The sequence below is a fragment of the Algibacter sp. Ld11 genome (assembly GCF_045066735.1).
Taxonomy (GTDB): domain Bacteria; phylum Bacteroidota; class Bacteroidia; order Flavobacteriales; family Flavobacteriaceae; genus Algibacter.
In genome coordinates this window covers 291,525-316,835 of sequence record NZ_JBISHH010000024.1, presented here as the reverse complement: position 1 = coordinate 316,835, position 25,311 = coordinate 291,525, and the positions used below count along the sequence as shown (strand labels likewise).

Here is a 25,311-nt window from a genome sequence, read left to right as displayed (position 1 = left end):
TGGTCCCACTTGGGCTCGAACCAAGGACCACCTGATTATGAGTCAGGTGCTCTAACCAACTGAGCTATGGGACCGAAATCGGAGTGCAATATTACTATTTATTTTAGATGTTACCAAAAAAATTATTGCTTTATCTCTTGGCAAAGTTCAATTAGTACGCCATTTGTCGATTTTGGGTGTAAAAAAGCCACTAATTTATTGTCGGCCCCACACTTTGGAACCTCATTTATAATTTTGAAACCTTCTTTTTTTAAACGGATAATTTCAGCTTCAATATCTTCAACATCAAATGCGATGTGATGGATACCTTCTCCCTTTCTATCAATAAAACGAGCTATTGCGCTATCTTTCGAGGTTGCCTCTAGCAATTCAATTTTATTATCACCAACCTTAAAAAACGATGTATTTACATGCTCACTTTCTACTGCTTCAGTTTTATAAGGTAGTTCACCAAAAAGTTTTGAATATAAATTATTCGAAGCTTCTAAATTTTTTACCGCAATGCCAATATGCTCTATTTTTTTCATTAAAAAACCTGTTTAATTTTCCGCAAAGGCGAAAATCCAAATTCTACTTTAACCATAAATCCGTTTCCTCTTTATTTCTTTGACGATATCCTGACAAGAATTCAATTAAAATGCAACCTAGATTAAAAGAATAAAAAGAACCTGTATTCCTTCCGCGGAAGCGCTAATTTGTTAATTATTATCTAAATTAATCTGAAAATATTAAAATACACCTCGAAAAGCAAGATAATCTTTAAATATCCGTTATTTTTGCAATCTAAAAGCATTTTATAAAGTGGAAGAAGCAGAAAGTCAAAGACAGAAAAAAATAGGTGGTGTTTTACAGCAAGATTTAGTAGAAGTTCTACAAGGTGCTGCCACACAAGGCGGAATGCGCGGTGTTTTAATATCGGTATCTAAAGTGAAAGTTACTGTAGATTTATCGGTAGCGAAGGTCTATTTAAGTATTTTTCCTAACGATAAAGCGCCTGCACTTATGGAGGGCATAAAGTCTAATACACCATTAATACGTCACGAATTAGCACAACGTACTAAACATCAGTTACGCCGCATGCCTAATTTAGAGTTTTTTATAGACGATTCTTTAGAATACATCGACCAGATTGAAAAATCATTAAAAGGCGAAGAAAACCCTATAAAAGACCCTAATATTTTAGACAAAAGAAAAAAATCGTAGATTGAGTTTTCCACTATATATAGCAAAGCGTTATTTACGTTCTAAAAGCAGTAATAACGCTATTAATTTTATAACCAACATTGCTATTATTGGTGTTATTCTTGGGGCTGCATCATTATTTATTGTACTCTCTGGTTTTGCCGGATTAAAAGATTTCACGCTACAGTTTTCTACAGAAATAGATCCGGATTTAAAAGCGGAAACTACCGTTGGAAAAAGCTTTTTACTTACTAAAGACATCGCAGAACAACTAGATAATTTAGAATCCGTAGCCCAGTATTCTAAAATTATCGAAGAGCGCATTTTTATTACCAGCAGCAACAAAACTACTATTGCCAAAATAAAAGGCGTCGATGGCAATTTCCAAAATATTGTGAACATAGATTCTGCCATGGATACTGGAAGTTGGCTAGACCAAAATACAAACGAAATTGTAGTGGGTTGGGGTATTGCAAACCACTTATCGTTAGGTATTCTAGATTTTACAAAATCTATAAACATCTATGTTCCTAAGCCTGGCAAAGGACAAATAACATCTACAAAAGATGCTTTTAACACGGTTCGCGCTGTAAATGTTGGTGTGTTTTACATAAACGAAACCCTAAACGACGGCTACATTTATGCACCCATTGATCTTGCAAAAAGACTACTTAACTACCAAGACAACCAAATATCGGCTATAGAATTTAAGCTTAATCCAAACGCAGATGAAACTCAAGCCAAACAAAGCATACAAGCCATTTTAGGTAATAATGTTATTGTAAAAAATCGTGCACAATTAAACGATGCACTTTACAAAATGCTAAACACAGAAAATTTGGCCGTTTACCTCATTTTCACCCTCGTACTCATTATCGCATTTTTCAACGTTATAGGCTCATTAATTATGATGATGCTCGATAAAAAGAAAAGTTTAAGCACTTTATTTAATATAGGCGCCACTGTAAAAGATATTCGTAAAATATTTTTCTACCAAGGCAGTTTAATGAGTATTATTGGTGGCCTTATTGGTCTTGTAGTTGCACTAATAATCACCTTTTTACAACAACAATTTAGCCTAATCATGATTACGCCATCACTGCCGTACCCTGTCGCCATACGTATCGAAAACATATTTATAGTTTTTCTTACCATTTCGGTTTTAGGCATCATTGCATCAAAAATTGCATCGGCACGTATTACAAAAAACATGGTAAAAACCGTATAAGTTGTTTGGGCGAGTTGCCAAAAAAAATGGCAAACAGGCTTTCCGCTATATCTTTTTTGAAAGCACTTTTAGTTAAGGTTCTACAACGGTTGTTTTAATACAAACTAGACACAACCTAAAGTATAAGCTATTCTAAGCTTACAAAAAAGGATGCCGCATCAATCCTTCTCGCGGGTTTATCTGCCAACCAAAACCACAACATCACAAATTATTTTTATACGCACAACATACAATTTAACAGAAAAAGTTAAAAAACATACCTCATGGTATTTTTTATATACTTTTGTAATATGTTACAGGAACAAAAATCGGAACTCACAAAACAAACCATTCTTAACGAATCGTTTAAGCTGTTTTATAAAAACGGATTTAAAACCACAAGTGTAGATACAATAATGAAAAGCACCAAATTAACAAAAGGTGCATTCTATCATCACTACAAAAATAAAAAAGAATTAGGTCTTGCCGTAATAAGCTTAAAACTACAAGAACGTGTTTTTAAAGGCATGATAGAACCTTTACAGCAACCTGGAAACGCTTTAGATATACTAGAAAACACCTTTTCAGAAAGGTTAAAGTCCTTCTCACTACACGATAAAAAACACGGTTGCCCAACAAACAATTTTATAAATGAAATTGGCGATTTTGAAACCGCATACCAAATGGCTCTTAAGCAAATAATTGAAAATTGGCAGGATGCCTTAGTACATTTGTTAGAACGTGGCAAACTAGAAAACACCATTAAAAAAAACATCGCAAGCGAATCGGTTGCCATATATTTAATCAGTGCTTTTGAAGGGGTTCGTGGAATTCGAAAACTATACGACACAGATAATATTTTAGACCAATACATGACTGGCTTATCTATTTATTTACAACAAATTAAGAGTTAATATTTTTTTACATAAAAAACATACCTATTAGTATGTTTTAAAAACAATTATTATTATTATGAAAAACGAAAAAAACAAAAGAAGAGATTTTCTGAAAAAATCGGCAATGGTAGGTTTAGCAGCTCCACATTTAGTATTTTCATCATCAGAAGCAAACAACTCAATGAATACAACACCTAGTAATCGACCAAAAGTATTGTTTTTTGATGTAAACGAAACACTGCTCGATTTAACGGCCATGAAAGAGAGTGTTGGTAAAGTGTTGGGTAATCGGCCAGATCTATTACCACTTTGGTTTACTACCATGCTGCAATACTCTTTAGTAACTACAGTAGGAAGGCAGTATAACGACTTCGGAATTATAGGCTCTGCGGCACTACAAATGGTTGCAGCCAACCATAACATTTCGATTAGCGAAGAAGAAGGACGACAAGCCATTTTAGGCCCGTTACGTTCTATACCTGCACACCCAGAAGTAAAACAAGCGTTGCAAAGCTTAAAAGATGCAGGTTACACTTTAGTGTCTTTCACAAACTCATCCAACAAAGGTGTTGAAACGCAATTTAAAAATGCCGGATTAACCGAGTATTTCGAGCAACGTTTAAGTATTGAAGATATGGGTAAATTTAAACCACATGCTGATGCTTACGATTGGGCCGCAAGAAAAATGGGTGTTAAACCTAGCGAGTGCATGTTGGTAGCAGCACACGGTTGGGATGTTGCAGGAGCAATTTGGGCTAATTGGCGTGGCGCCTTTATTAGTCGTCCGGGAGCGCAATTATATCCATTGGCACCGTTACCAGAACTATCGGAATCTAATTTAAAACACATAGCAGATCAATTAATTGCAATGAAATAAATAATATACATTATGAATCTAGAAAACAAAGTTATTATAGTAACCGGATCGTCTAAGGGTATAGGAAAAGAAATTGCTATACAGTTAGCCAAAAATGGCGCAAAAGTAATTGTTAATTATTCTAACAGCGAAACAGAAGCAAAAGAAACCATTGATACTATTGTTAATAATGGTGGTACAGCAATTTCTGTAAAAGCAGATGTAAGCCAAAAAGCAGACGTTGTAAATCTTTTTGATAAAGCCATTGAAAAGTATGGTAAAGTTGATGTTTTGGTTAACAATGCCGGTATAATGAACAATAAACTTATAAAAGACAACACTCAAGAAGATTTTACAAGTCAGTTTGATGTTAATGTGCGCGGTATTTTTAATACGCTACAAGAAGCAGACAGCAAACTAGCAGATAATGGAAATATTATTAATATCTCATCGAGTACTGCAAAATTAATGTTTCCTACTTATGGCATATACTCAGCCACCAAAGCGGCTGTTGAGCAAATTACACGTGTGTTTTCTAAGGAAATAGGACGTGGTATTTCGGTTAATGCATTGGCTCCTGGTGCTACTGAAACCGAGCTGTTTTTAAAGGGAAAATCGCAAGAGTTTATTGATAAACTTAGTGGTATGAACGCTTTTAATAGACTTGCAAAACCTATTGATATTGCCAATGTAGTCGTGTTTTTAGCTAGTGATGAATCTAAATGGATTTCGGGACAAGTTATTGGTGCGAATGGCGCATTGGTTTAAAAGAATTAGAAATTAAAGAAATTTCAATTATCGACAACGGGAGGTATTACAGCTATAGTCGGGTATAGTTCATTCTCTTTGTGATTCCTCCTTACGTCGTTAAACCTAACAAATACACCTCAAATATCATTTTATACAACCTACTTCGCAGATTATTGCAAAAGCGATAGTAATGGTTAGCTTTTGGAGAGGCGCGCATCAAGCAAAAACTAGTAATGGATAGCGCGGTGGCTTGCCATTTGCCCAAATTTTTATAATTAAATACGGTATTTATTCTGTGAATTGGTATCCTGCAAATTTTTCTAAAACCTCATCGAAAGCAGCAAAAACATCTTCGGAATGATCTGATGTTACCATTTTCATGCGGTGTTCTTTAAAATGCGGAATTCCTTTAAAATAGTTGGTGTAATGACGGCGAGTTTCAAACACTCCAAGGGTTTCACCTTTCCAATCTATAGACATTTGTAAATGGCGACGGGCAGCTTCAACACGTGCTTCTAAACTTATTGGCGCCAAATGTTCACCGGTTGTAAAAAAGTGTTTTACTTGCTTAAAAAACCAAGGATTCCCAATACTTGCGCGTCCAATCATGCAACCATCTAAACCGTAATCGTCACGCATTTCCATGGCGCGTTCTGGTGTGGTAACATCTCCGTTTCCGAAGATAGGAATATGCATACGTGGATTATTTTTTACTTGTGCAATAGGTTTCCAATCGGCATCGCCTTTATACATTTGTGCTCGTGTTCTCCCATGAATAGCAATGGCTTTACAGCCCACGTCTTGCAGACGCTCGGCCACCTCAACGATACGAATAGAGTCGTGATCCCAACCCAAGCGCGTTTTTACTGTAATAGGAATATTGGTGCGTTTTACCATTTCGGCAGTAAGTTGTTCCATTAAGCAAACATCTTTTAGAATGCCTGCTCCAGCACCTTTACTGACTACCTTTTTTACAGGGCAACCAAAATTAATATCGATAATATCGGGTTTAGACTCGGCTACAATATCTATGGTTTGTAGCATGCTATCTAAATTTGCTCCAAAAATTTGAATACCAACTGGACGTTCTTTTTCGTAGATATCGAGTTTCATAACACTTTTTGCGGCGTTACGAATTAAACCTTCGCTCGATACAAACTCGGTGTAAACTACATCAGCCCCTTGTTCTTTGCAAAGTGCGCGAAATGGTGGGTCGCTAACATCTTCCATGGGTGCTAAAAGCAATGGGAAATCGGGCAGTTCTATGTGATCTATTTTTACCAAGTGGATTTGTTTTTGGGCAAAATTAAGGTTTTTTTGATTAAAGAAGCTTCGCTTAATTAATCTTCGCCTAATTCAGTTATTTTTTTCTCGTATAGTTTTTTACTTTCTACAACAGCAACATTAAGTTCTGCCATAATACCATCTACACGGTCTTCAATACTTTTCATTTGTCCGTTAATAGCATCAAAAGAGTTTAATGCCGCTGCAACTTCTAGGGCTTTCACAACTTCAACAGCATCATTATGTAAAAGCCTAAGTTTATCTATAGCTTTAGATGTATTTGCTAAAGTACCGTTGTATTTTGTTTTAGCTTTTTTTATTGCTGATAACAGTGTGTTTCTACTTTTTTCGTCGCTTAAGCTATTGGTTTGCGTTTCCATGGCCGTAAATAGGTTGGAGGCTTTTGTTTTTAAATCTTCGTATTCCTTGTTTAGGTTACTCACGCGTTTATCCACTTTTTCCCAGTCGCCATAAACTTTTGCAAATTCTTTGTCTTCGTTTTTAGCATCTTCTAAAGCTAATTTTAAAGCACCTAAAGATTCTAGGCCTCTATTTACGTTTTTATTAGCGACTTCTTTTTTACTTTCAAATGTAGATACTTGCGATTTGAATTTATCTTTTAGTCGAATTAAGTCTTCTGGACTTTTATCTTTCCAACAAGAGGTTAAAATAAAGAACAATGATAATACAGCTAACGATTTCTTAAACATAAACTTAGGTGTTGTTAATTTTGCTGCGAAATTAATGTTTTTTGATTAAAACGGAACATTGTAACAAAAAACACCCTAGTTTTCTATAGAATACATCGTTTTCACCACAACCGGAATACCACTTGCCGTAATACCTTCTAAACTTAATTTCACGTCGGTTTCAACCCGAGTATTGTAATAATGAAGTTCTAAAACACCTGTTTTATCTGGGTGAACATACGGATTCCAATACAAGGTGTTACGGATAGACGCGTTTTTATCTTTACTATCGGCAATGTTTTCTAAATCTGGTGAATAAAAAACACGACCTTCATTATAACCTTCTATATGTTTATTTATGGTTTGTAAGGCTTCTTTAGGGCTACCGTTACCAAAATTAGAATTCGAATTGTTTGTTGTATAAATCTTAATAGAACCATTTGCACCTTGGTTTCCATAAATCATTGTAGAAACGGAGCTATTATCATATTCTATTTTTAAAACATCTTCCGGTTGAATATCGGTTAACATTGCAATAATCATATCCGATCCTTCTTGTTGTGGATCTAGTAAGCGATTTTGATCTATGAGTATTAACGCGGCTCCTGGGTTTCTAGTAAACTTTATGCTTTCGCGATTACCAACTTCAAGCGTTGGAATGGCGTATTCTAACAATTCAAAAACACTTGCAAATTTTGGAGTACTGTCGTCTACAACATACCCATTGGCCATTTTACTATGTATATTAATATCTTCTCCCGCCACTTGTTTTTTTCCGGTAACTTCAATTTCATTTAAAACATTCTCTGGCATCACGTTGAACTCAATATATTTTTTATAAATATTTTGCTTCACGCTCTTTATTTCAGGTGAAAATTTAACTTTAGGAACTTTTGGCATAGCACTAACATACATTGGCGATTTAAAAATAGAATCTAAAACAAACATGCCGTTTTTCTTTCCTCTTTTATTTTTAGTAGTTAATATAATTCGTGCTTTGCCTGTTATATCTAAATTATCAAAATTAAACATACCTAATGAATCTGTAATCTCATTTAAGGTCCCTATACTTTTATTAAACAAGGTTAAAGAAATGGTATTTCCAACAATTGGTTTTGGTAAGAAAAGATGTTTAACGTGCCCTGAAATATTAATTCCTTTTTCTACTTTAAAATCTGGATTATCAACAACTTTTCGTTCTTGTTTCCATAAAAAATCGCGCCAGCCTTGGGTTAATAGTAACACATCTAAATGCTGAAATCTAGCAGGATTATTAGCATCGAAATAATGGCCAGCGTTATGCACTTTACCTTTAATATCAGATTCCATTAAAAAATAAGAACTGATATTACTTTCGTTATTATTTAAATCTTTTGAGCTATTTAAATCGGTTACCGCTAGTGAGTAACTTGCAGGAACAGCTACTCCAGAGTTATCTGTCGATGTTATATTAAGCACAACTTTCTCTTGTGTTTTATATGATGCTTTATCCGTGGTTAAACCAACTTTTAAATTTCTACTTTTTTCTACATAAACCAAACGTTCACTTTGTGGTTTTAAATCGCCATCGAATAACGTGATTTGACTTATGCCTTCCGGAAGTTCTGCCTTTGGTAACTCTAACAATAATTTAGTGCTCGATAACTCTAGTTTTTCTTCAAAATATAAAAGTCCTCTAGATTTATAACGCAGTGTAATTGGTTTCTCTGCATGTTCTAAACGCGTGGCCTCGTTTGTTTTTATAGTGATGATGCTTCTGCCCTTAATGTCGCTATAACTTAACAAAACCCCTTTTGAATCTGCTGCAGGAAGCGGTACTTCTATGTCGGTATTACCGGTAGCAGTAATTTTAGCATAATAGGTTTTACCCGCCTCTGGTTGTAATTGAAACACGCCCATACCATCGTGAATACTCATAAAAAAAGTTACGAGTTCGTTGTTAGAATCATACACCTTACCTTGCACTTTTATAGGGTTTCCGTAAGCATCTACCGCTTTAAAAGCAACAACACTTGGTACATCTTGAATAAGCGATCCCCCTTCTGGGAAAAACTGAACTTTTAAAGTTTCTTTTTCGCTTGCTGTAGAATCGATATTATTTGTTTCTGAATTCTCAGCTGTTGCCCCGTTACTGGTTTCTGCAACCTCATTAAATACATCTAGAACTTCTATTTCCTTTGTAAACACAAAATCTTTTCCAAAATTTCGAGTCCAATTGGTATATGCTCGTATTTGATATTTACCAGGTTTTACACCTGCAGCATCGGTTAACTTAAAATCGCCGTGCCCTAGACCGCCTATCAATTTGGTCGTGTTTCGGAAAATTATTTTAGAATCGGACGAAATTAATTCTACATAAAGAATACCACTATGGCTAAACAAGAGGTTATTGTAAGCATAAACAGTATATGCCTTATACCAAAGCGATTCGCCTGCAACATATTTAGATCTATCGGTGTGAATATATATTTTCTCAATATCTGGAATTGTGCTTTTTTCTTGAGAAAACAGCGTTGATGTGGTAAGGATTACTGTGAAAAAACAGATTAATATTTTTTTCATGTTAGTTGGTGTGGCTTAGTTTAGTTTTAAAAAATTAATATAAGGCTTTTCCTCTAATTAACTCTTTAACCATTAAAGAAATAAGACTCAAAACGGTCGTAAAGGTTTAATTACTGAACCAACATAAACAGTTAGAAACTGAATCATGAAAACCTAGATTGAAAAAATCGGCTATATTTATAAAAAATTCATCCTTTGCAAATTCCATTTACACCCGAAGTTTTTGGTTATACTATTAATGTTCACTTAGTTTTAGAATACCTAGCCTTTTTTATTGGTTTTAGGTATTATTTATTTCTACGAAGAAGAAGCACAGACGCCATATCGACTACAAACCGACTATCGATAATTCTTGGCGCTGCTTTAGGCGCACTTATTGGTTCGCGTTTGGTTGGTTTTTTAGAAAACCCTTTAATAGAATTCACAAAAGGAAACCTGATACAACTACTAAACGCCAAAACCATAATGGGTGGTTTATTTGGTGGATTACTTGGTGTGGAACTTGCTAAAAAAATAGTTGGCGAAACGCAACGTTCTGGCGATTTATTTGTGTCTCCGATAATTATCGGCATTTTTATTGGTAGAGTGGGCTGTTTTTTATCAGGAATTAATGAGTTTACTTACGGTAAAGCAACATCATCAATTTTTGGAATGGATTTAGGTGACGGTGTTTTACGCCACCCAACATCGCTTTATGAATTGGTGTTTTTAATCGTTTTGTTTATAGCTTTAAATTACACCAAAAATAAAGCCGTTTTAAAAAACGGTGAACTTTTTAAATGGTTTATGATTCTCTATTTTGGATTCCGGTTTTTTATTGAATTCTTAAAACCTAATGTGTTTTATGTTTTTGGATTGAGTACAATTCAAATATTATGTCTAATTTGTTTGCTGTATTACCAAAACACTATTTTAAGCCTTATACTTGGCAGAAAAGCGCGTTAGGGATTGCAACGGAAAGCCCACAGCCTGACGAAGGAAGTGCGAGGACTTGCAGTGTAAAGCCCTAACGAAGGGAACGCCCAAATATTTATTAAAAAACAACAAAAATGCCTGTTAGAAAATATACGTATTACGATTTTACTTTAAGTTTATGTCCCGAGTGTTTAAAACGTGTGGATGCTAAAATTGTATTCGAAAACGGTAACGTTTATATGCTAAAACGCTGTAAAGAACACGGGAATTCTAAGGTGTTAATTGCCGACGATATTGAGTATTACAAAAATATACGGAATTACAATAAACCTAGTGAAACGCCTTATGTTTTTAACACCAAAACCGATTATGGTTGCCCGTACGATTGTGGGTTGTGTCCCGACCACGAGCAGCATAGTTGCTTAACAGTTGTGGAGGTTACAGATCGCTGTAATTTAACGTGCCCAACTTGTTATGCAGGGTCATCGCCAACCTATGGCAGACATCGCACTTTAGACGAGGTGAAGGCTATGCTGGACACTATTGTTAGGAATGAAAAAGAGCCCGATGTGGTGCAAATTTCGGGAGGTGAGCCCACTATACATCCGCAGTTTTGGGAGATTATGGATTATGCAAAATCGTTACCAATTAGGCATTTAATGCTCAATACTAACGGTATAAAAATTGCTAAGGATATCGCTTTCGCGGAACGATTAAAAACCTATGCACCCGATTTTGAAATTTATTTACAGTTCGACTCTTTTGAGAATAGCGTTTTGCAGGAATTACGTGGCGCCGATTTAAACCATATTAGAGCGCAGGCTATTGCTAATTTAAACGCTGTAAACCTATCGACCACACTGGTTGTTACATTACAAAAAGGCTTAAACGACCATGAAATTGGGAAAATTATAGACTATGCTTTAAAACAAAAATGTATTCGTGGCGTCACGTTGCAACCTACGCAAATTGCTGGCCGATTGGATAATTTTAATCCGGAAACCGATAGAATGACGTTGACGGAAGTGAGACGGAAAATAATGGAGCAAACCGATATTTTTAATCCTGACGATTTGTTGCCCGTACCTTGTAATCCAGATGCTTTGGTGATGGGTTATGCCTTAAAATTGGGTGAAGAGGTTTTTCCGTTAACGCGATATATAAATCCAAACGATTTATTGGATAATAGTAAAAACACAATTATTTACGAGCAAGACAGCCAATTGCAAGATAAAATGATTGAGTTGTTTAGCACTGGAAATTCGGTTGAAGTGGCTCAAGAAAACTTAAAAAGCATTATGTGTTGCTTACCAGATATTGATGCGCCAAATTTGGGTTATGATAATTTGTTTCGGGTAATCATTATGCAGTTTATTGATGCTTATAATTTTGATGTACGTGCCATAAAAAAATCGTGTGTGCATATTGTGGATAAAGACAATAAAATTATACCTTTTGAAACCATGAACTTATTTTATCGTGATGATAAAAAGGCTAGATTAGAAGAACTTAGAAAAGAAATATTATGATGTTTTTAGAAGTAGGAAATTTAGATGGTTTAATATATCTTATTCTAGCCATTATGTTTGGCCCAGCAATTTTTCTGGCTATTATTGGCTTTATCGTGTTTAAAAAACATAAAAAAGCAGCTAAAATTCTTTTCATTTTAGCCGCCGTTTATTGTATTGTTAGTTTAGGAATTTGCGGGAGTATGATGGCTTAGTTAAAACATAAACTAACATTAAAAAGCCACTCATTTACGAGTGGCTTTTTTTGACTAACTTAAAATAACTGGTACTAATACAGTTGCTATTGCAACAGGCTATAAACAAACTCAGGGTAACCACGCTCGCCATCAGCGTTGGTTAATGCTAAAAATTGTAATTTATATAGGTTTCCGTCAGTATCGTTTACCACATAAAACACATTGTCTTTTAAAGAAGGTAGAGATCCTGGGCCACCACCATTTCTCCAGCTACTACCAATACCGCGTTGGTCGATATTGAAATTTGTGCTATTAACGTTTGCTAAAGTGAAATCGGCGTAAGTAAGCACATCTACATCGGTGTCAACCATATAAACTTGTGCATTTGCTTTTACGTTATTAACAACAAAATCGGAATACCCGTAAGATCCATAACCTTCTATTTCATTAGTGAAAACAGTGAAATTTAAATCCCAATTTGTTTTTTCTGGCTCTACACTTACTATTGTTTCTGTATTAAAACTAAAGAATGTAAAGTTGTAATTTGAATCTTTAGAAATAGTTACTTCTTCATGAGTTGCGGCATCTAAATCTGCATATTGTAAAACATAATCGTCCCCACTTTTTAAAACACGTATTTTTTTCCATCCTCTAGAATCTCCAGAAATAGAAACACTACCTGTAGCAGGAGTTTCTGTACCTACGGCGTTTCCTAAGTTTACTAGATACACTTTATTATCTGCATCGATAGTAGATATTTCTGAAATAGCTGTATTTGCAATTGCACCTTCTGGAGAATCTACATATATAATGTTCTCAGCTTGGTATGTACCAACAGCCACTAAAGGTTGTAAATCTTGTACTTCGGTAGACGTTGAACTCACAACATCAATATCTGTTTCGGATAATTCGGCTACAGCCATATAAATTGAACCATTTATAGCAACTCGAAATTCAGATCCAGAATAAAAACCTAAATCCCAAGAATCTCTTTGGATAGCTGTTGTTGCATTAGAACTTAAATCGATATAAACTTGGTTTTGCTCGTTTGGCCCACCAACTTCTGGAGATACCGCAGCACCTTCAATTACTATTTTTATGGGTTCAGTTGGTGTATCGTCACTACTACAACTCGAAAAAACAAGAGCAGAAATACATAAAATTAAAGTTGACAATTTGTTATTCATATTAAAGATATTTATTGGTTAAAAATTAAGATTGTATAAAAGTTTTAAATAATAAGATCGTCCATAACCCAGCAATAACGAACTGTTAGTATCTGCATGAACAGCGCCACTAGAAGAGCCCCTAACTCTTACATCGGTTACATCGAGCAAGTTTCTACCTCCTAGAGTGGCTTGAATTTTATTATTGAAAAAAGACTTTTTAATAGATGCATCTAACCACGAGTAAGCATTGGTTGTTGCTTTTTCGAATACAGAATTTCCATCGTCATCGGTTCCTGAACCCACGTAATCTTTCTGTTCGCCGTTGTGTTTTAAAAGCAGAGTTAAGCCTGTATTCCATTTTTTAATGAAGTAATTCGCGCTTGTATTTATTTGATATGAATACAGAAAATCATTATTGGCATTTACTTCATTATTTGCAATTCGGGAAATACCCTGAAGCGTAGCGCCTAAATTGAAAGACCAATTGTTGGTTTTAATTTTATTTTCCGAAGTTATTCCCCATAATTTATAAGCATCAATATTGATATACTGATACTGCAAAGGCGAAGTATTTACAACGGCTAAATCTATTTTATCATTAACATCGAGATAGGTAATTTTAAATGTATTTATAAGCGAAACATCATTTATCCAACTACGTTTTTTAAGGTTTATAGCCGCTGAAAACCCATTTTCAGGATTTAAATTTTCATTCCCTTGCACATCGTGATTAGAATCTACAAAATAGTAATACAACTCGCTAAAGCTTGGCGTGCGGTAAGATGTGCCAATATTCCCCCGCAATTCAAAACCATGTTTCATTAAATAGCGCGTGCTAAAAGAACTTATTAATTTGGAATGAAATAGCGAATTGTACTCATATCGAATTCCTGGTCGAATTGAGAATTTTTCACTTAAGCTAAATTCCGAAGACCCAAAAACAGCCGTATTATTTTGCTTTTGTTCCTTATCTAACTGAGTAACATCTCCCGAAGCTTCGGTATCAAAACCTTTCATTAAGCGGCTTTCAAACCCCAGTTGAAAGTTAAACACATCACTTTTCACCAAATTACTAACCAATCCTTTTGCAAAAAACACATGACTAGACTGATAAGTTTCATCGGTTTCGTTTGTTCTTTCTTGGGTAAGTATGTAATAATTAAACTCGTTTAAATCGCGTGTTTGTTGTTGATAAGAAAGCGACAGGCCATAATTTGCACCAGATGTAAAATGTCCGTTAAGGTTTAAATTATTTAAAAATCTATTGGTAGTGAAAATTTTATCAGTTGCCGACGGATTACTCGTTTGTGTTTCGGTATCAATATTGGCACGAACAGCAGCGTCGTAATAATTAATGACCTCATTAAAATATTCCGATTTATAAGATAAACTGAAGGATTTCTTCTTATAATTTAAAAATATATTAGAATTTATTTGTGTTTTTGGGAGCCAATCATACCCGCGTAAACCATCGTTTTGATAATGGTTTTCACCTAGTTGTGCATTATAAAATCCCGCAAACTGATTTCGATTTATACCAACACGACCAAACCAATTGTCATTAATATTATGCGAAATATTTAAACCTTGAATATGCCTACCTTCATCAAACCAAGCATACTCATCGCTTACCGTTTCCTCTTGTAAAAATGCCTGAACACGCCAATTATTATCTATTGATGTTTTTGTAATAATGTTAATAACACCCGAAACAGCATTAGCGCCATACTCCACACCCATAGCGCCTTCCACAATTTCAATACGTGCAATATCATCGAGATTTATTTGAGTTAAATCTATATTATTCCCCAAACCATTATCGCTTACTAACGGAATATTATCAATCAAAACATTGAAATACTGCGCATCTAAACCAAAAAATGAAATAGTAGATTTTCCGCTTTGCGCATTAGGAATAACCGTTAAGTTTAAATTATAATTAAGTAAATCGGCCAAATTATTGGCGGCCTGATTTTCAATTTGCTCACGATTGATAACAATAACATTGTTAACCGATTTTCGAATAGATTGCGGATTATATTGACCAGTAATTACAACCTCTTCTAAATCATTCATATCCCCGTCCTCTGTTTTTTCAATTTGAGAAAAGGAGCTCTTCCAAAAAATTATTAGAAAAAAGATTACAATATTGTTTTTATTTAGACTCATTCTATATAAATTTGCTGCGATTATACAATTTGTTTTTAATAAGTCTAAATAAGAATAGTAATTTTTTTAACCTTAGAAAACCAACGTTTCAAAATGAAAAAACTAGCACTTTTAGCTTTAATTTTCTTAACAACATCCATAAATGGGTTTGCTCAAAACAAAAAACAAGATGCCGCAGCTATTAAAAAGATGTGCGGTTGTTTTGAGGTAACTTTTAATTTTGCAGAAACTTTCAACTATAGTGAAGACTCGCTTTACAAACCATCGGAAACCAAAATTGATAAAGGTTTGGAATGGGCTCAATTGGTTGAAGATGACAAAAACAAAATTTCTATTCAGCACTTATTGCAAGTTGGCCCGACAAACAGCCCTTATATTGTGAAGCACTGGAGACAAGATTGGCTTTATGAAAACACCGATTTTTATATGTTTAATAGTGATAATACTTGGAATTTTATCACAAAACCAAAGGCCGAAGTTAAAGGGCAATGGACGCAAAAAGTATATCAAGTAGATGATAGCCCACGTTACGAAGGTTCGGGAACTTGGGTACATATTGATGGAAAAGAATATTGGGAAAACACCACCGATGCACCACTACCAAGACGAGAATACACAAAACGTAGCGATTACAACGTAACAACTCGCGGTAACCGTCACGAAATTACAACTACAGGTTGGGTACACGACCAAGATAACGTTAAAGTAATTCGCGAAGCCAGAAAAGCAGATGTGATTTTAGCTAAAGAAAAAGGGTACAACACCTATATAAAAGTTGCAGATAGCAAATGTAAAGCCGCAGCAGATTGGCGGAGCAAAAACCAAAATAAATGGGCTTTAGTTAGAACCAAATGGGGCGATATTTATGGTAGAAATAAAAGCCTAAACCTTGAAGAAAAGGTTGACAACAAGCCTCTCTATAAGTTTTTATTCGATGAAGAAAACTATGATACCGCAGAAAAAATTAATCCAGTTATAGAATCATTTGTAAAATAACCCCTCATGAAAACAATTTTAAACACAGTTCTTTTATTAATTTTTAGTCTGCAAATTACAGCGCAAGACTCTAACCTTCTCCACGATAAAAAATTCTGGAGTTCTAAGCCTAATTTAGAAACTATAAAACAAACCGTAGAAGCAGGCCATAGCCCAACCGAATTAACTGCTTTTGGTTTCGATGCTGTAACAAGTTCTATTTTTGCTAAAGCCGATTTCGATATTGTAAAATACTTATTAAGTTTTGAAGAAAACCAAGTTAACAAATTAACACACGACGGTAGAACCTACTTGTTTTGGGCAGCATACTCAGGAAATTTAGAGCTTGTAAATTATTTGTTAGACCATGGCGCTCGCGTAGATATTATAGACGATAAAGGTAGTTCTCCATTAATTTTTGCCGCTACAGCAGGAGAAACAAATACTAAAATTTACGATGCCTTAATCGCTAAAGGTGCTAACGTAAAAACTGAAACAAGTAAAGATGGTGCCAATGCGCTTTTACTTTTAATACCTAAAGCCTCAAATTTTGATATTGTAGATTATTTTGAAGCTAAAGGAATAAGTTTAAAAAGTAAAGATAATTACGGAAATGGTGTATTTAACTATACAGCTAAATCTGGAAACATCGCTATGCTAAAAAAACTTGTAGCTAAAGGCATTGAGTACAACACCATAAACAAAAATGGAGGAAACGCATTTATTTTTGCTAGCCAAGGTGGTCGCGGACACTCTAACGGAATAGACGTTTACAACTATTTAGAAAGTTTAGGTATAAACCCAAATGTAACCACTACAAAAGGTGTTAACCCTTTACTAAACGTAGCATCTAGCACTAAAGATGTTAAAGTAATCGATTATTTTCTTAAAAAAGGAGTTGACCCTAATCAAGCCGATAAAAAAGGAAATACCCCTTTTATTAAAGCTGCTCAATCTAACAGTTTAGAAATTGTAAAACATTTAGCTAAGCAAAAAAAAGACATCAATTTAACGAATAAAGACGGTCAATCGGCCTTAACTTTAGCGGTGCAACGCAATAAACCAGAAGTTGTTTCCTATTTATTGGCTAATAATGCCAACCCTAAAATTATAGATAAAAAAGGAAACAATTTAGCTTACTATTTAGTGAATGCTTACAGCAGAAGAAACAAAGATGATTTCTACAAAAAAGCAGAATTATTAAAAGCACACAACGTTGATTTTTCAGCAGTACAAGCAGAAAAAAACACACTTTACCAAACAGCTATTGAAAAGCTAGATATAAATTTATTGAAGTTCTTAGAACCCTCTAAAATAGATATTAACGCGACCAATACTAATGGGCTTTCGGTGTTACACATTGCTGCTATGAAATCTAAAGATGATAGCATTTTAAAATACTTAATTGCTCAAGGTGCAGATAAAACGGCATTAACTGAATTCGACGAGTCTGTTTACGATCTAGCACAAGAAAACGAGTTACTAAAAGCCAACGCTACCGATATTAACTTCTTAAAATAAAAATCATGAAAAAAAATATAAAACAATATACCTTCCTAACCCTTCTTACCATCACGCTACTAGCATCTTTTGCTTTTTCGCCAAAACCAAATGCTTTTAAGTGCATGGTACAAATGATTAATTATTCGGGTGAAGGCGCTTACGTTGTTATTTCCCTAATTAATCCAGAAGGCGAATACGAAAAAACACTTTACATGCAAGGTGATGATGATGAATGGTATCACGATATCTCGGAATGGTGGCGTTTTTACGGTAAAAAAAGAACCAATATTGATGCCATTACAGGAGCAACCATTGGTGGTGGCGAACGCTCTATAAGTGTTATTGAAATTGAAAACGATAAAATAGATGCTGGTTATAGCATCCGTTTTGAGTCTGCCGTAGAAGACAAAGAATACCACACCAAAGATGTTGAGTTCTTATTAACTTCCGAGAACGTAAAACTTAAACATGAAGGAAATGGTTATATACGTTATGTTCGTATGATGGCGCAATAAACCTCTCGGGGTAACACCTCTACCTTAACACCAATAAATATTGCAATAATGACCATTTCTATATGGAGATATAGCCATCTTATCTTGGCTATATCTTCTTCACTATTTATTCTCCTTGCTTCAGTTACGGGCATTATTTTAGCATTCGAACCTATTTCGAATCAGCTAGAGCCATATGCTGTTCACCAAGCAGAGACGTTGTCTTTAGCTAAAACTATCCAAGTTTTACAAAGCGAATATACAGAAGTAATAAATATTGATATTGATAAAAATGATTTTGTAAGTGCGTCTGTAATAACAAAAGAAGGAAACAATGAAACGTTTTATATCAACCCTTTTACAGGAAAAAAACTAGGTAAACTTATTGAAAAAGCGCCTGTTTTTAAATTTGCCACCAATTTACATCGGTCATTATTTTTAAAATCTACAGGCAGAGCTATTATTGGCATCGTCTCTTTTCTGCTGTTTTTAATGGCTGTTACAGGCATTATTCTTATTATAAAACGCCAAGGCGGTTCTACTAAATTTTTCTCCAAAATTGTAAAAGAAGAATTCGAGCAATATTACCACATCATTATTGGTCGTTACACGCTTATTCCGATAATAATAGTTACTATTACAGGTGTTTACCTCTCTTTAGTAAAGTTTTCTTTACTTCCTTCGGAAAAAATAGCGCATCAATTTCCAGAAGAAGCTTTTAATGAAACGGCAAAACTTGAGGTTGCCGACTTCAAAATATTTCAAAATATAAAATTAAATGAAGTTGAGCATCTAGAATTCCCTTTTTCAGATGATATTGAAGACTATTTTTTAGTGAAATTAAAAAACAAAGAACTACTCGTAAATCAAAACTCTGGAGCTGTTATTAGCTCACAAAATACAGGTTTAGTTTCACAAGCCTCAAACCTAAGTTTTGTATTGCATACAGGGCAAGGCAGCATATTGTGGTCGCTTGCTTTACTACTAACATGTGTTGCTATTTTATTCTTTATTTATTCTGGTTTCGCCATGACTATTAAGCGCACTAAAAAAAGTACGCTGCCAAAAAACAAATACAAAAAAGACGAAGCCGAATACATTATACTTGTTGGCTCCGAAACAGGAAACACTTTTGGCCTTTCTAATGCATTTTACAACGCTCTTTTAAAAACCGGAAAAACTGTTTTTATTACCGAGTTAAACAAATACACCTCTTTTAAAAACGCTAAAAACCTCATTATTTTCACATCGACTTACGGCGAAGGCGAAGCGCCTACAAACGCTAAAAACTTCGAAAGGTTAGTTTATAAAACAAACATATCTAACACCTTGCAATATTCGGTTGTTGGCTTCGGTTCTTTGGCTTATCCCGATCATTGCAAATACGCCGTTATTGTAGATGGTATGTTGCAAATACATGAAAATTTTATTCCAAATGTTCCGCTTCAAAAAATAAACAATCAATCGTATAACGACTTTTGTTTTTGGGCAAAAAAATGGAGTGATAGCCAAGGCTTAGAACTCGACATAGAAACTCCTGTAAAACAAATAAATCCTAAAAAACAAAAAACGTTTCAATTAGTAAACCGCACAAACATAAACCAAGATCAATCTTTTTTACTTCATTTAAAACCAACTAAAAAAACAAAATTTCAATCGGGCGACCTCCTCTCAATCTACCCAAAAAATGATACTGTAGAACGTTTATATTCTATTGCAAAATTAGACAACAACATTTTATTGAGCATTAAAAAGCACGAGTTTGGCTTAATTTCAAACTACTTCAACAACCTAAACATAAACGATATGGTAACAGCCGAAATAAAATCGAATTCCGAATTTTACATCCCTCGAAGAGCAAAAGAAGTCGTAATGATTTCTAATGGAACAGGTATTGCTCCATTTCTTGGTATGATAAACGACGCTACAAGACAAGCAAAAAAACAATTATTCTGGGGTGGCCGAACAAAGGCATCCTTAAAAATGTACGCACCGTTAATCGATCGCGCATTTCACAACAATAACCTCTCTGGGTTTTATGTGAGTTTTTCACAAGAAGAGAATCAAAAAAAGTACGTTCAAAATTTAATTTCGGAACGACAAGATCTTATAGTGCGTGTTTTAAAAACAGGGGGAACCATAATGATTTGCGGCTCCATAGCCATGCAAAACGGCGTTTTAACTGTGCTTGATGAAATGACCTCAACGGCATTAAACCAACCCTTAAGTGCCTTTCAAAACAACAATCAAATAAAAACAGACTGCTATTAAAAAATATAAATTATTGTGTAGAGATCGTGTAAAAGTTTTATCTAGGGTACCCTCGGGAGAACTCTCTTTTTGTAGTGAATGCCAAGTATTCCATCTTGAATTTAATAATATATACTTAGAACTTAAACAAAGTGATTTTAAACAATTTAAAGACTATATCATGAATATAGAAATGGACTATTGGGAAGATAAATATGCTTGTGCAAAAGTGCAGCGCAAAATTCCAATTCCTTCTATGCAAACTAATTTGGTGCTTATGTTTAAACGCGAAGAAATTAAAGAGTTGCAAGCTCTTTTTAACTTAGAAAACCGGAAAGAAATAAGTGTTTTACACCTAACGGATATTGATTACACCTTAATATTAAATTAAAAATGCCACAAGATGTCTCCCGTAGCATTTTAATATTCTTTATAACAAGTGAGATTAAACCTGTTTTACAGTAATTATCTTTACAGGGCAAGCCTTAGCTGCATTATCAGAAGCCTCAAAAATAAGCTCGTCGTTAGATTTTAAAGTAAAAAATCCTTTTTTATCTTGGCCGTGTAGCAATACCGTTTTTCCATCTCTTTTCGACATCTGGAATTGATCGGGAGCCAACTCAACGCAGTAGTTACAACCAATACATTTTTTCCGCTGTAATGTAATAACAACCATTAGGCTTCCACTTTATTTTCAACAATTTTATATAGCTTATCAGACTGGCGGATTCTAAATGGTAATTTTATAGTCACCATATCACCTTTTGAACCTTCGCTCAATTTTTGGTCGTTTACCAAGAACTCTTCAACTACCAATTCTTGAGCACCCGTTGTTGGTCCAGTTATTAAAATAGTATCGCCAACATTAATATTGTAAGCTTCAATTTTAAACTCACCAACATTTGCCTTAGGAAAAAAGTGTGTGCCTTTACCAATATAGACTTTCTTTTGTGTGGCATGAGACCCAGAACCTTTACTCCACGCTCCAAGTTTTTGCCCAAGATAATACCCGCTCCAAAAACCACGATTGTAAACTGTTTCTAGCGTTTGCATCCAGCTAATTACCTCTGCTTTATTATAGCTTCCGTTTTCAATACTATCAATAGCTTCACGATAGCATTTTATCACTTTTGCAACATATTCTGGGGCGCGACCTCGACCTTCAATTTTTAAAACTTTAATACCAGCATCGAACACTTCATCTAAAAAATCTATGGTACATAAATCTTTAGGTGACATAATATACTCGTTATCCAGCTCCATTTCAAAACCAGTTTCTTGATCGATAACCGTATATTTTTTTCGACAATTTTGTTTACAAGCACCTCTATTTGCAGATGAATTTTGAGAATGCAAACTCATATAGCATTTACCAGAAACAGCCATGCATAGTGCACCATGACCAAATATTTCAATCTCAACAAGTTTTCCGGACGGACCTTTTATTTGTTCTTTTTCAATCTGCTCAGTAATTTTTTTAACCTGACGTAAACTCAACTCACGGCTTAAAACCATAGTATCTGCAAACAACGCATAAAACTTAACCGTTTCAATGTTCGTTACATTAATTTGAGTAGAAATATGCACTTCCATTTGCTTTTCTCTAGCCATAGCAATTACCGCTTGGTCCATAGCAATAACAGCCGTTATGTTCGCTTCTTTAGCTTGGGTAATTAAGGTTTTTACAATGGATAAATCGTGATCGTAAATTATAGTGTTTAAAGTTAAATAGCTCCTTACCCCTTTGGCCTCACAACGTTTTGCTATTTCTGGTAAATCGTCTAATGTAAAATTTACCGAAGCCCTAGCTCTCATATTTAATTGCTCTACACCAAAGTATACCGAATCTGCGCCATTATCTAAGGCTGCTTGCAGAGATTCAAAATTACCTGCAGGCGCCATTAATTCTATTTTTTGCATAACCGTAGATTTAAATTTTATCGACTTTTAAAGTCTCAAAAATGTTACGCAAATCTTTTTTATATGGTAAGTGATCGGCACGCCCTTTCTTAAAAATATCATTACTATTACCTTGGCCTTTTCGTAATGCTTTTTGCTCTTCGTGAGGCAAAGCATGTATCTCTTTACAGTTTGAAGAACAGCAATTATTCATTTCTTCTTTGCAAGAATCACACTGAATAAATAATAAATGGCAAGCCTCGTTTGCGCAATTGGTATGCACATCGAAAGGCGTTCCGCATTGGTGACAATTCGCAATAACATCATCACTAATACGTTCTGCACGACGCTCATCGAACACAAAGTTCTGTCCTAAAAATTTATTTTCTAATTCCTGCTCCTTCACCTGGCGCGTGTATTCAATAATACCACCTTCCAACTGAAATACATTCTTAAAACCCTTATGCTTAAAATAAGCACTCGCCTTTTCGCAACGTATACCACCGGTGCAATACATGACTAAATTCTTATCTTCCTTATGCGCTTTTAAATCGTCTTCAATAATATCCAAAGATTCTCTAAAGGTATCCACATCTGGCGTTATAGCATTTTTAAAATGCCCAATTTCACTCTCATAATGGTTTCGCATATCGACCAAAACCGTATTTTCATCTTCAATTAATGCATTGAATTTGTCGGCATCCACATGCACACCTTTGTTACGCACATCAAACGTGTCATCATTCAATCCATCGGCAACAATTTTGTTACGCACTTTTACTTTAAGTTTCAAAAACGATTTGTTATCCTGCTCTACAGCAACATTTAATCGTATATCTTTTAAAAAATCTATGGTATCTAAATGCGACTTGAACTCGTTAAATCGGTCGGCCGGTAAAGACAATTGTCCGTTAATGCCCTCTTGAGCAACATAAATTCGACCTAAAACGTCCATAGCGTCCCAAGTTAAAAACAAATGATCTCTAAAAATTTGTGGATTGCCAATTTTGGCATACTGATAAAAAGAAAGTGTTAATCGACTTTTTCCTGCGTTGTCGATTAATTCAGCTCTTTCTTCGGCGCTTAATGTATTGTACAGTTGCATGCTATACTAAGTTTTTAAGGTTAAGAAATATTTTAAGCCACAAAGATAATATTTTCAAAACAACTGTACCTTAGAATGAAAACATTTTGGGCGCTACCCCAAAAGGGTCGGGCTTTCCGCAGTTGCTTTTTTGTGTTGCATAGGTGCAACAACACAAAAAGAGCTCCAACAATGCTGCAATCCCTAGCGCGAGTGTTTGTTAACACCATTTTTTAAAGCACATAATTCATTTTACTAGTTTTATTTCTTTTTTAAAGAATGGCGATCAAAACACCTATTTAAATTTCGCGCATAAAAAAAGCACCTAAATAATAAATATCTAAGTGCTATTAAAATAGTTTGAGCTAGTCGTTATCAAGTGCTCATTTGTTAAATTTCACAGCAAACAATTTTCCCTTTTTCATTTAATAGATGCAAAACAAACTAAAAGGTTGCGTAAATAGTTCAATTTTCTTCCAAAAACCAATAAATCAACCCTATTACAATCTAAATTATGTTGAAAACTATTATTGTGTTCTCCCAAAAGATGTAGTATTTTAGCAGACAAATCTTCAGAAAAAAAATATATAATGAGCAGCGAAAAAGAAGCGAAATTAAAAGCACTAAAACTTACTTTAGATAAACTAGATAAAGCCTACGGAAAAGGTACGGTAATGAAAATGAGCGATGCCGCTATTCAAGATGTTGAAGCTATTCCTTCAGGTTCTTTAGGTTTAGATATCGCCTTAGGCGTTGGAGGATATCCACGTGGACGTGTTATTGAAATATACGGGCCAGAATCGTCGGGTAAAACCACATTAACTTTACACGCTATTGCCGAAGCTCAAAAAGCTGGTGGAATTGCAGCTTTTATTGATGCAGAGCATGCTTTCGACCGTTTTTATGCCGCAAACCTTGGTGTAGATATAGATAACTTAATAATTTCTCAACCAGATAATGGGGAGCAAGCATTAGAAATTGCCGATAACTTAATTCGTTCTGGCGCTATCGATATTGTTGTTGTCGATTCAGTTGCTGCATTAACACCAAAAAGTGAAATTGAAGGCGAAATGGGAGATTCTAAAATGGGCTTACACGCACGTTTAATGTCTCAGGCTTTACGTAAACTTACAGGGTCTATTAGCAAAACAAACTGTACTGTAATATTTATTAATCAATTACGTGAAAAAATTGGTGTAATGTTCGGTAACCCAGAAACTACAACTGGTGGTAACGCATTAAAATTCTACGCATCTGTGCGTTTAGATATTCGTCGTTCTACACAAATTAAGAACAGTAATGGTGATGTTTTAGGTAACAAAACCAGAGTAAAAGTTGTAAAAAACAAAGTAGCTCCACCATTTAAAATGGCCGAATTCGACATTATGTATGGAGAAGGCGTAAGTAAGGTTGGTGAAATTCTTGATGTTGCTGTAGAGTACGAAATTGTAAAGAAAAGTGGTTCTTGGTTTAGTTACGAAGATACTAAACTTGGGCAAGGTCGTGATGCTGTAAAAGCAATTATTAAAGACAATCCAGAGCTTTTTGATGAGTTAGAACAAAAAATAAAAGCAGCTATTAAAGAAAGCCTGAACTAAACATCGTTTTCTTTTAAATATATAAAATCCCGATACATTCGGGATTTTTTTTGCTCTAAACGTTAGGCTTACTAAACTAAAACCTATTATCTACGCAACCATTTTAAAATTTATGCATCTATAA

At 34.7% G+C, this 25,311-nt stretch carries 23 protein-coding genes and 1 tRNA gene; 14 read left to right on the top strand and 10 right to left on the bottom strand.

Annotated features, from left to right (window positions below):
* Both ACJJV4_RS11795 and mce read right to left on the bottom strand, forming a co-directional pair.
* Positions 1–74, bottom strand: a tRNA-Ile gene (locus ACJJV4_RS11795).
* Positions 75–122: 48 nt separating this feature from the next.
* The gene (mce, locus tag ACJJV4_RS11790; protein WP_405294649.1) at positions 123–527 is read right to left on the bottom strand and encodes a methylmalonyl-CoA epimerase; all 405 of its coding nucleotides are present in this window, start codon (positions 525–527) and stop codon (positions 123–125) included.
* Between the two features lie 274 nt (positions 528–801).
* Here mce and rbfA point away from each other — a divergent pair, with 274 nt between their 5' ends.
* The 5 genes from rbfA (at position 802) to ACJJV4_RS11765 (ending at position 4,909) form a co-directional block, all read left to right on the top strand.
* Positions 802–1,203, top strand: a complete 402-nt coding sequence (gene rbfA / locus ACJJV4_RS11785; protein WP_158846310.1) for a 30S ribosome-binding factor RbfA — start codon at positions 802–804, stop codon at positions 1,201–1,203.
* A 1-nt stretch (position 1,204) separates the two neighbouring features.
* Positions 1,205–2,410: an ABC transporter permease gene (locus tag ACJJV4_RS11780; protein ID WP_405294647.1), complete on the top strand. Its 1,206-nt coding sequence runs from the start codon at positions 1,205–1,207 to the stop codon at positions 2,408–2,410.
* A gap of 290 nt (positions 2,411–2,700) precedes the next feature.
* On the top strand, positions 2,701–3,303 hold the full coding sequence (locus ACJJV4_RS11775) for a TetR/AcrR family transcriptional regulator (protein WP_405294645.1): 603 nt from the start codon (positions 2,701–2,703) through the stop codon (positions 3,301–3,303).
* 58 nt (positions 3,304–3,361) lie between these two features.
* Positions 3,362–4,162, top strand: coding sequence for a haloacid dehalogenase type II (locus ACJJV4_RS11770; RefSeq protein WP_405294643.1), 801 nt, complete (start codon positions 3,362–3,364; stop codon positions 4,160–4,162).
* Positions 4,163–4,174: 12 nt separating this feature from the next.
* Positions 4,175–4,909, top strand: a complete 735-nt coding sequence (locus ACJJV4_RS11765; RefSeq protein ID WP_405294641.1) for an SDR family oxidoreductase — start codon at positions 4,175–4,177, stop codon at positions 4,907–4,909.
* A gap of 270 nt (positions 4,910–5,179) precedes the next feature.
* Here ACJJV4_RS11765 and dusB read toward each other — a convergent pair whose 3' ends face one another.
* The 3 genes from dusB to ACJJV4_RS11750 form a co-directional block, all read right to left on the bottom strand.
* On the bottom strand, positions 5,180–6,175 hold the full coding sequence (gene dusB, locus ACJJV4_RS11760; protein ID WP_405294639.1) for a tRNA dihydrouridine synthase DusB: 996 nt from the start codon (positions 6,173–6,175) through the stop codon (positions 5,180–5,182).
* Positions 6,176–6,231: 56 nt separating this feature from the next.
* Positions 6,232–6,885, bottom strand: coding sequence for a hypothetical protein (locus ACJJV4_RS11755; protein WP_405294637.1), 654 nt, complete (start codon positions 6,883–6,885; stop codon positions 6,232–6,234).
* A gap of 75 nt (positions 6,886–6,960) precedes the next feature.
* Positions 6,961–9,426, bottom strand: coding sequence for a hypothetical protein (locus tag ACJJV4_RS11750; protein ID WP_405294635.1), 2,466 nt, complete (start codon positions 9,424–9,426; stop codon positions 6,961–6,963).
* 195 nt (positions 9,427–9,621) lie between these two features.
* Here ACJJV4_RS11750 and ACJJV4_RS11745 point away from each other — a divergent pair, with 195 nt between their 5' ends.
* The 3 genes from ACJJV4_RS11745 to ACJJV4_RS11735 all read left to right on the top strand — a co-directional run bounded on the left by ACJJV4_RS11745 (position 9,622) and on the right by ACJJV4_RS11735 (position 12,064).
* Positions 9,622–10,371: a prolipoprotein diacylglyceryl transferase gene (locus ACJJV4_RS11745; RefSeq protein WP_405294633.1), complete on the top strand. Its 750-nt coding sequence runs from the start codon at positions 9,622–9,624 to the stop codon at positions 10,369–10,371.
* A gap of 104 nt (positions 10,372–10,475) precedes the next feature.
* Complete coding sequence (locus ACJJV4_RS11740; protein ID WP_405294631.1) at positions 10,476–11,870, top strand: radical SAM protein; 1,395 nt, start codon at positions 10,476–10,478, stop codon at positions 11,868–11,870.
* Positions 11,867–12,064, top strand: coding sequence for a hypothetical protein (locus ACJJV4_RS11735; protein WP_233267609.1), 198 nt, complete (start codon positions 11,867–11,869; stop codon positions 12,062–12,064). Before ACJJV4_RS11740 ends, ACJJV4_RS11735 begins: the two co-directional genes overlap by 4 nt.
* Positions 12,065–12,150: 86 nt before the next feature.
* Here the strand turns inward: ACJJV4_RS11735 and ACJJV4_RS11730 are convergent, their stop codons facing one another.
* Together ACJJV4_RS11730 and ACJJV4_RS11725 are read right to left on the bottom strand one after the other, a co-directional pair.
* Positions 12,151–13,233 carry an HmuY family protein gene (locus ACJJV4_RS11730; RefSeq protein ID WP_405294629.1) on the bottom strand — a complete coding sequence of 361 codons (1,083 nt, stop codon included), beginning with the start codon at positions 13,231–13,233 and terminating at the stop codon, positions 12,151–12,153.
* Positions 13,234–13,251: 18 nt separating this feature from the next.
* Positions 13,252–15,291: a TonB-dependent receptor plug domain-containing protein gene (locus ACJJV4_RS11725; RefSeq protein ID WP_405294627.1), complete on the bottom strand. Its 2,040-nt coding sequence runs from the start codon at positions 15,289–15,291 to the stop codon at positions 13,252–13,254.
* A 186-nt stretch (positions 15,292–15,477) separates the two neighbouring features.
* Here ACJJV4_RS11725 and ACJJV4_RS11720 point away from each other — a divergent pair, with 186 nt between their 5' ends.
* From ACJJV4_RS11720 to ACJJV4_RS11700, 5 genes are read left to right on the top strand one after another with little or no spacing between them, the layout of a single operon-like run.
* Complete coding sequence (locus ACJJV4_RS11720) at positions 15,478–16,380, top strand: DUF6607 family protein (protein ID WP_405294625.1); 903 nt, start codon at positions 15,478–15,480, stop codon at positions 16,378–16,380.
* Positions 16,381–16,386: 6 nt separating this feature from the next.
* The gene (locus ACJJV4_RS11715) at positions 16,387–17,880 is read left to right on the top strand and encodes an ankyrin repeat domain-containing protein (RefSeq protein ID WP_405294623.1); all 1,494 of its coding nucleotides are present in this window, start codon (positions 16,387–16,389) and stop codon (positions 17,878–17,880) included.
* A gap of 5 nt (positions 17,881–17,885) precedes the next feature.
* Positions 17,886–18,377: a DUF2271 domain-containing protein gene (locus ACJJV4_RS11710; protein WP_405294621.1), complete on the top strand. Its 492-nt coding sequence runs from the start codon at positions 17,886–17,888 to the stop codon at positions 18,375–18,377.
* Positions 18,378–18,425: 48 nt separating this feature from the next.
* Positions 18,426–20,627: a PepSY domain-containing protein gene (locus ACJJV4_RS11705; protein WP_405294619.1), complete on the top strand. Its 2,202-nt coding sequence runs from the start codon at positions 18,426–18,428 to the stop codon at positions 20,625–20,627.
* 13 nt (positions 20,628–20,640) lie between these two features.
* The gene (locus ACJJV4_RS11700; protein ID WP_405294617.1) at positions 20,641–20,997 is read left to right on the top strand and encodes a DUF6686 family protein; all 357 of its coding nucleotides are present in this window, start codon (positions 20,641–20,643) and stop codon (positions 20,995–20,997) included.
* Between the two features lie 54 nt (positions 20,998–21,051).
* Here the strand turns inward: ACJJV4_RS11700 and ACJJV4_RS11695 are convergent, their stop codons facing one another.
* The 3 genes from ACJJV4_RS11695 to ACJJV4_RS11685 are packed head-to-tail and all read right to left on the bottom strand — an operon-like array spanning position 21,052 to position 23,610.
* Entirely contained in the window at positions 21,052–21,282 is a 231-nt protein-coding gene (locus ACJJV4_RS11695) for a ferredoxin (RefSeq protein ID WP_405294615.1), read from the bottom strand.
* Positions 21,282–22,526: a peptidase U32 family protein gene (locus ACJJV4_RS11690; RefSeq protein ID WP_405294613.1), complete on the bottom strand. Its 1,245-nt coding sequence runs from the start codon at positions 22,524–22,526 to the stop codon at positions 21,282–21,284. Before ACJJV4_RS11690 ends, ACJJV4_RS11695 begins: the two co-directional genes overlap by 1 nt.
* 10 nt (positions 22,527–22,536) lie before the next feature.
* Positions 22,537–23,610 (bottom strand): rhodanese-related sulfurtransferase, encoded by a 1,074-nt coding sequence (locus tag ACJJV4_RS11685; protein ID WP_405294611.1) that lies wholly within the window; start codon positions 23,608–23,610, stop codon positions 22,537–22,539.
* Between the two features lie 569 nt (positions 23,611–24,179).
* Here ACJJV4_RS11685 and recA point away from each other — a divergent pair.
* Positions 24,180–25,187 (top strand): recombinase RecA, encoded by a 1,008-nt coding sequence (gene recA, locus ACJJV4_RS11680; RefSeq protein WP_341560226.1) that lies wholly within the window; start codon positions 24,180–24,182, stop codon positions 25,185–25,187.
* The last annotated feature ends 124 nt before the right edge of the window (positions 25,188–25,311 follow it).